Source organism: Aquificaceae bacterium, from assembly GCA_037722135.1.
Taxonomy (GTDB): domain Bacteria; phylum Aquificota; class Aquificia; order Aquificales; family Aquificaceae; genus Pampinifervens; species Pampinifervens sericum.
In genome coordinates, this window is record JBBKAW010000055.1 from 1 (window position 1) to 5,235 (window position 5,235).

Annotated in this window: 7 protein-coding genes; 6 read left to right on the forward strand and 1 reads right to left on the reverse strand. The window is 45.7% G+C overall.

Features of this window, described 5'->3' with window-relative positions; genetic code table 11:
* The 5 genes from WKI49_04110 to WKI49_04130 form a co-directional block, all read left to right on the forward strand.
* Window positions 1-1,503 (forward strand): NAD(P)H-hydrate dehydratase (locus WKI49_04110; GenBank protein MEJ7621684.1); only part of this gene is annotated, 1,503 nt, incomplete at its 5' end.
* Window positions 1,466-1,978 carry a M23 family metallopeptidase gene (locus WKI49_04115; protein ID MEJ7621685.1) on the forward strand — a complete coding sequence of 171 codons (513 nt, stop codon included), beginning with the start codon at window positions 1,466-1,468 and terminating at the stop codon, window positions 1,976-1,978. The genes WKI49_04110 and WKI49_04115, both read left to right, overlap by 38 nt.
* Before the next feature lie 26 nt (window positions 1,979-2,004).
* Window positions 2,005-3,006 carry a ketol-acid reductoisomerase gene (gene ilvC / locus WKI49_04120; protein MEJ7621686.1) on the forward strand — a complete coding sequence of 334 codons (1,002 nt, stop codon included), beginning with the start codon at window positions 2,005-2,007 and terminating at the stop codon, window positions 3,004-3,006.
* Window positions 3,003-3,626 (forward strand): CDP-alcohol phosphatidyltransferase family protein, encoded by a 624-nt coding sequence (locus WKI49_04125; protein MEJ7621687.1) that lies wholly within the window; start codon window positions 3,003-3,005, stop codon window positions 3,624-3,626. The genes ilvC and WKI49_04125 overlap by 4 nt, the downstream gene beginning before the upstream one ends.
* Window positions 3,623-4,282, forward strand: coding sequence for a 2,5-diamino-6-(ribosylamino)-4(3H)-pyrimidinone 5'-phosphate reductase (locus WKI49_04130; GenBank protein ID MEJ7621688.1), 660 nt, complete (start codon window positions 3,623-3,625; stop codon window positions 4,280-4,282). The genes WKI49_04125 and WKI49_04130 overlap by 4 nt, the downstream gene beginning before the upstream one ends.
* On the opposite strand, the gene WKI49_04135 is transcribed toward WKI49_04130, so the two are convergent.
* Window positions 4,283-4,579: a DUF2103 domain-containing protein gene (locus WKI49_04135; protein MEJ7621689.1), complete on the reverse strand. Its 297-nt coding sequence runs from the start codon at window positions 4,577-4,579 to the stop codon at window positions 4,283-4,285. It lies immediately after the preceding gene.
* 13 nt (window positions 4,580-4,592) lie between these two features.
* On the opposite strand from WKI49_04135, the gene WKI49_04140 reads away from it, so the two are divergent.
* Entirely contained in the window at window positions 4,593-5,231 is a 639-nt protein-coding gene (locus WKI49_04140) for a phosphoribosyltransferase family protein (GenBank protein MEJ7621690.1), read from the forward strand.
* Window positions 5,232-5,235: the final 4 nt, after the last annotated feature.

Consider the following 5,235-nt stretch of genomic DNA (forward strand, 5'->3'; position numbering starts at 1 on the left):
CAGATGCAGGAGATAGACAGAAGGGCTATAGAGGGGCTGGGTATTCCCTCTCTCTTGCTTATGGAAAAGGCGGGGCTTTCGGTGGTGGAGGTCATAAGAAGGGAGTTTCCAAGTGCCAAGAGGGTTCTGGTGGTTGCAGGCAAGGGAAACAATGGGGGCGATGGGCTTGTGGTAGCAAGGCATTTGCATCTGCTGGGCTATAGGGTTTCTTATGTGCTTGCACTTGGTGAAGACCTAAAGGGGGATGCAAGGCTTCAACTTGAGATTTTGAGAAGGCTTGGGCTTGAGCCAGCAAGGGAGGTTGACTTTTCTGAATTTGACCTTGTGGTGGATGCTCTCTTTGGCACGGGCTTTGAGCCTCCCGTTAGGGGTGAAGCCATAAGGTGGATAGAGCTTATAAACAAGAGCGGGCTTCCTGTGGTTTGTGTAGATATTCCCTCTGGGCTTTCTGCGGACAGTCCAAAGGAATACGAGCCATCAGTGAGAGGAACTATTACCATAACCTTTCAATTTCCAAAGCCTTGTCATCTTTTGCATCCTGTTAGCCTACGCTGTGGAAAGCTATATGTGGCAAATATTGGCATACCTCAGTGGCTTGCACAGGACATAAAAACAGAGCTACTCACAAGGGTAAAAGTGCCTAATAGACCTGCAAACGCTCACAAGGGGCTTATGGGTCATGTGCTTTTGGTGGGTGGGAGCGTAGGAAAGACGGGTGCGGTTATTATGAGTGCAAAAGCCTCCACAAGGGCGGGTGCTGGGCTTGTGAGCGTGGGCGTGCCAGAGGGTCTAAACCACATCTTTGAAACAAGCCTTTTAGAGGAGATGAGTATTCCTCTAAAGGGTCAAGAGAGACTTTCTATTGAGGCTACAAGGCAGGTTATAGAAATTCAAGAGAGGTTTTCTGCCATCGGCGTGGGTATGGGCATGGATAGGTATGAGGAGGGAAGGCAGATAGTAAAGGAGCTCCTTTTGCATGTTAAAAAGCCTTTGCTTTTGGATGCGGATGCTCTAAACAACCTTGCGGACTTGGGGGTAGAAGTCTTGAAAGAAAGAGAAGGCACAACGGTGCTTACTCCACATGTGGGTGAGTTCCAAAGGTTAACAGGTCTTGAAAAAAACCACATCTTGGAAAACTTCTTAGAGGTGGCTCAAGAGTTTGCGGTAAAGTATGCCTGCTATCTGGTTCTTAAGTCCTCAAGGACTGTTATAGCTACTCCAGAGGGTAGAGTTTTCCTTTCCACGAGAGGCACGCCTGCCATGGCAAAGGGTGGTGTGGGTGATGTGCTTGCAGGCATCCTTACCACGCTCCTTGGAAGAGGTATGCCAACGGAAGAAGCTTTGAAGTTGGGTGTTTTCTTGCATGGTCTTGCAGGCGAGATAGCGGAAAGCAAAAGACACAGAGAAAGTCTAAGAGCCCTTGACCTTGTGGAAGAGCTTCCAAATGCCTATAATCTAATAGAGAATGAAGCCTATAGCCTTCCTTTTGCTTACATTCCTTAGTGCCTGTGGCATAGTGCAGATTGAGATAAGGGACAAAAGTCCTCAAAGGGAGGTTAAAAAGACACAAACGCCTCAAGAGAGAAAGCCAACTACTCAGCAAAGGGAAGAGCCTACTACAAAACCTCAAGGAGAAACTCTTAGAGTTGCCATGCCTGTAAGGGGTAAAATTGCACGCACTGAAAGAGGATATTTTATTACCACTTCCTGCGATGAGTTTTTTAGGTCTGTGAGCAACGGTAGAGTTTTGTATGCGGGGGATGACATAAGGAATATGGGTTGGGTGGTTATGGTGGACTCGGAAGATGGGTATATATATGTGTATGCAAGGGCAGGCGGTTCGCTGGTGAAGAAAGGAGAGACGGTAAGAAGGGGACAGCCTTTGGGTAGGGTGGGGAACTCTGGGGATAGTTGCGGTATTCTCTTTGAGGTTAGAGACCAAGAGGGAAGACCAGTAAACTTTGAGCTTGTGATATAATCTCTTAAAAGTTCTGGAGGACAAGAATGGCAAAGGTTTATTATGACCAAGATGCAAGCCTTGAGCCATTGATTGGAAAAACTGTTGCCATACTTGGTTATGGAAGCCAAGGGCATGCTCATGCACTCAATCTCAGAGACAGCGGTATAAGGGTTGTTATAGGTCTCTATGAGGGCAGTAGGTCTAAGGCAAAGGCTATAGCGGATGGTTTTCCTGTTTTAACACCGGAGAGAGCAACCCAAGAAGCGGACATAATAATGTTCCTAACACCAGATACAGTCCAGCCACAGCTATACAAAGAGAGTGTTGAGCCTTTTCTTGACAGCTCAAAGAGCCTTGCCTTTGCACATGGGTTTAACATACATTTCAGACAGATAGTCCCACCAAGGGATGTGGACGTGTTTATGGTAGCACCAAAGGGTCCAGGACACCTTGTAAGGTGGATGTATGAAGAAGGCAAAGGTGTTCCAGCTCTTATTGCGGTCTATCAAGATGCCTCTGGCACTTGCAAAGAAAAAGCTCTCGCATACGCAAAGGCACTGGGTGCCACAAGGGCAGGTGTAATAGAGACTACCTTCAAGGAAGAAACAGAAACGGACCTCTTTGGAGAGCAGTCAGTTTTATGTGGTGGAGTCACTGCACTTATAAAGGCTGGCTTTGAAACCCTTGTAGAGGCTGGATATCAGCCAGAAGTTGCCTACTTTGAATGCCTTCATGAATTAAAGCTCATAGTAGACCTCATATACCAATACGGAATAGCAGGTATGAGGTATTCTATCTCCGACACCGCCAAGTATGGAGATGTGACAAGAGGAGACAGAATATACAAAGCGGTCAAGCCTCTCATGAAGAGCATACTTGAGGAAATACAGAGGGGTGAGTTTGCCAGGGAGTGGATTTTGGAAAACCAAGCGGGAAGACCAGTCTTTAATGCCTTGCTTGAAAGAGACAGGCATCATCTTATAGAAAAGGTAGGTGAAGAGCTAAGACGCATGATGCCTTGGATTACAGGAAAGGAGCTTAAATGAACCTCACAAAGAAAAGGGAAAGCCTAAAAAGGGTCTATCAGCCAGTGGGTGTTGCCCTCTATAGGCTCCACCTTCCCCCTAATTTTATAACCCTTATGTCTGTTGCCCTTGGTATGGCTTCCGCCTATGCCTTCTATCATGGCAAACTTCTCACCGCTGCGAGCCTTCTTTTGCTTTCTGGTCTTTTTGACCTTGCGGATGGTATGGTGGCAAGGCTATCAGACAAAACGTCAAAGTTTGGAGCGGTCTTTGACTGGCTTGCGGACAAATGGGTGGACGGCTTTGTATTGGGAACTGTGGGATACTTTTACGCAGGACCCCTTACCGCAATAACTGTGGTGACCGCATCCATGCTCCACTCCTTTATAAAACCTGTGGTATACGCAGAAATAGGCTACAAAGAAAGGGTCAAGGGCAAGATAAAAGACCCCCTTGAAGGTGTAGGTTTTTTTGGAAGACCAGAAACTCACATTACACTTATTATCTTTACGATTTTGGAAAGGTTTAATGCACCCCTCGGTCTTGAGTTTGGAATAAAGCTCATAGCGGTGCTCACTATGGCTTCCTTGCTTTTGAGAATTTTATACCTGTATAGGCACTATGGGAGAGAATACGAATGAGACCCTATGTGATAATTGTCTCTGAAGTTAGCGTTGATGGAAAGCTAACCCTATACAGGGGTGCTTCCAGTAAGGAGTTAATGACGCTAATGGACCAAGAAGCCTATAGATATCTTCATGAGATAAGGGCAAAGGTGGATGGCATAATGGTGGGATGTGAAACGGTTAGGACGGACAATCCCAGCTTGACAGTTAGGTATGTGGAGGGTAAAAACCCCACAAGGATAATACCTTGCTCCACCGCCAACGTGCCACTGGATGCCAACATTTTCTCAAAGGATGCACCAACCATAATAGTTACCACAAACAGAGCTCCGGCAGAAAGAGTGCAAAAGATAAGGTCAATAGGTGCGGAGGTGCTTGTGGTAGGTGAAGACCTCGTAGACTTTGAAAGGCTTATGCCTATTCTCTATGAGAGGGGTATAAGAAGTCTTATGGTGGAGGGTGGTGCTTCCATAAACTGGGAGCTTATAAGAAGAGGATTTGTGGACGAGATAAGACTTATACACCTTCCTGTGATAGTGGGCGGGGAGAATGTTCCTACGCTTGTGGGTGGTGAAGGCTTTAAAAGCCTAAGAAACTTACTTCATCTTAGGCTTAGGTCTCACTTCAAGAGAGGCAAACATCTCATAACTGAGTGGGAAGTGGTCAAATAGCTAATCTCTGTTGAATACCATACTTTCCTTAAAGGCTTTTTCAAAGGCTTGTGGGTCTTTGCAAACTACAAAAACTTCTTGCACGGAAGTGCCCATCTTATAGAGTAGCTTGTAGCCCGAATTGGTTCTGTATTTTAGAAAAAGTCCCTTTGAGCCTCTTCCCCCGTTTTGCCTGCTTATCCTTCCCGGTATTATGGACTTTACACAGTCCATACGAGATAGTCTTTCTAAATACTCCTCCAAGCCCTCTAAGAGGTGGTGTTCTATTTTTACTTTGGCTTTCCTATGCTTTGCCATAGTTTAAAATTATATGGTGGTTTTTGCAAACAGGGAAGAAGCGGGTAAGTTGCTTGGAGAGTATCTCAAGGCTAAGGGACTTAAGGTTGACTTAGTTCTTGGTATTCCAAGAGGTGGTGTGGTAGTGGCAAAGGAGGTTTCAAAGGCTCTCCATGTACCCATGAGTCTTCTAATAGTGAGAAAGCTCGGGGTTCTCTCAAATCCTGAGCTTGCCTTTGGAGCTATAGACCCAGAAGGTCGCATATACACGGACAGATGGACCGTAGAATATTTTAGGCTTTCCCAGGAGGAAATAAAGAGAGTGGCGGAGGAAGAGCTAAAAAAGATAAGGGAAAGGGAAGAAAAATTTTTAAAGGGTAAGGAATTGGACGTAAAGGATAAAGCGGTTCTTGTAGTGGATGATGGAATTGCTACAGGACAGACGGTTATAGCCGGGGTGGAATATCTAAAAAGAAAAGGTGCAAAAAGGGTCTTAGTGGCTGTGCCTGTATGTCCGTTAGAGAGCATGAGGAAACTAAAAGAATATGTGGACGAAGTTTATTGTTTGCATACTTCCGAGAGTGGTAGCTTTGCGGTTGGCATGTTCTATAGAGACTTCAGGCAGGTAGAAGACTCAGAAGTAGAGGAGCTCTTAAAAGATGGAGTTCTTTGAGGTT

Coding starts and splice junctions, on each gene's coding strand:
- ilvC (MEJ7621686.1), top strand. CDS start 2,005: ATGGCAAAGGTTTATTATGACCAAGATGCAAGCCTTGAGCCATTGATT.
- WKI49_04130 (MEJ7621688.1), top strand. CDS start 3,623: ATGAGACCCTATGTGATAATTGTCTCTGAAGTTAGCGTTGATGGAAAG.
- WKI49_04115 (MEJ7621685.1), top strand. CDS start 1,466: ATGAAGCCTATAGCCTTCCTTTTGCTTACATTCCTTAGTGCCTGTGGC.
- WKI49_04135 (MEJ7621689.1), bottom strand. CDS start 4,579: ATGGCAAAGCATAGGAAAGCCAAAGTAAAAATAGAACACCACCTCTTA.
- WKI49_04125 (MEJ7621687.1), top strand. CDS start 3,003: ATGAACCTCACAAAGAAAAGGGAAAGCCTAAAAAGGGTCTATCAGCCA.
- WKI49_04140 (MEJ7621690.1), top strand. CDS start 4,593: ATGGTGGTTTTTGCAAACAGGGAAGAAGCGGGTAAGTTGCTTGGAGAG.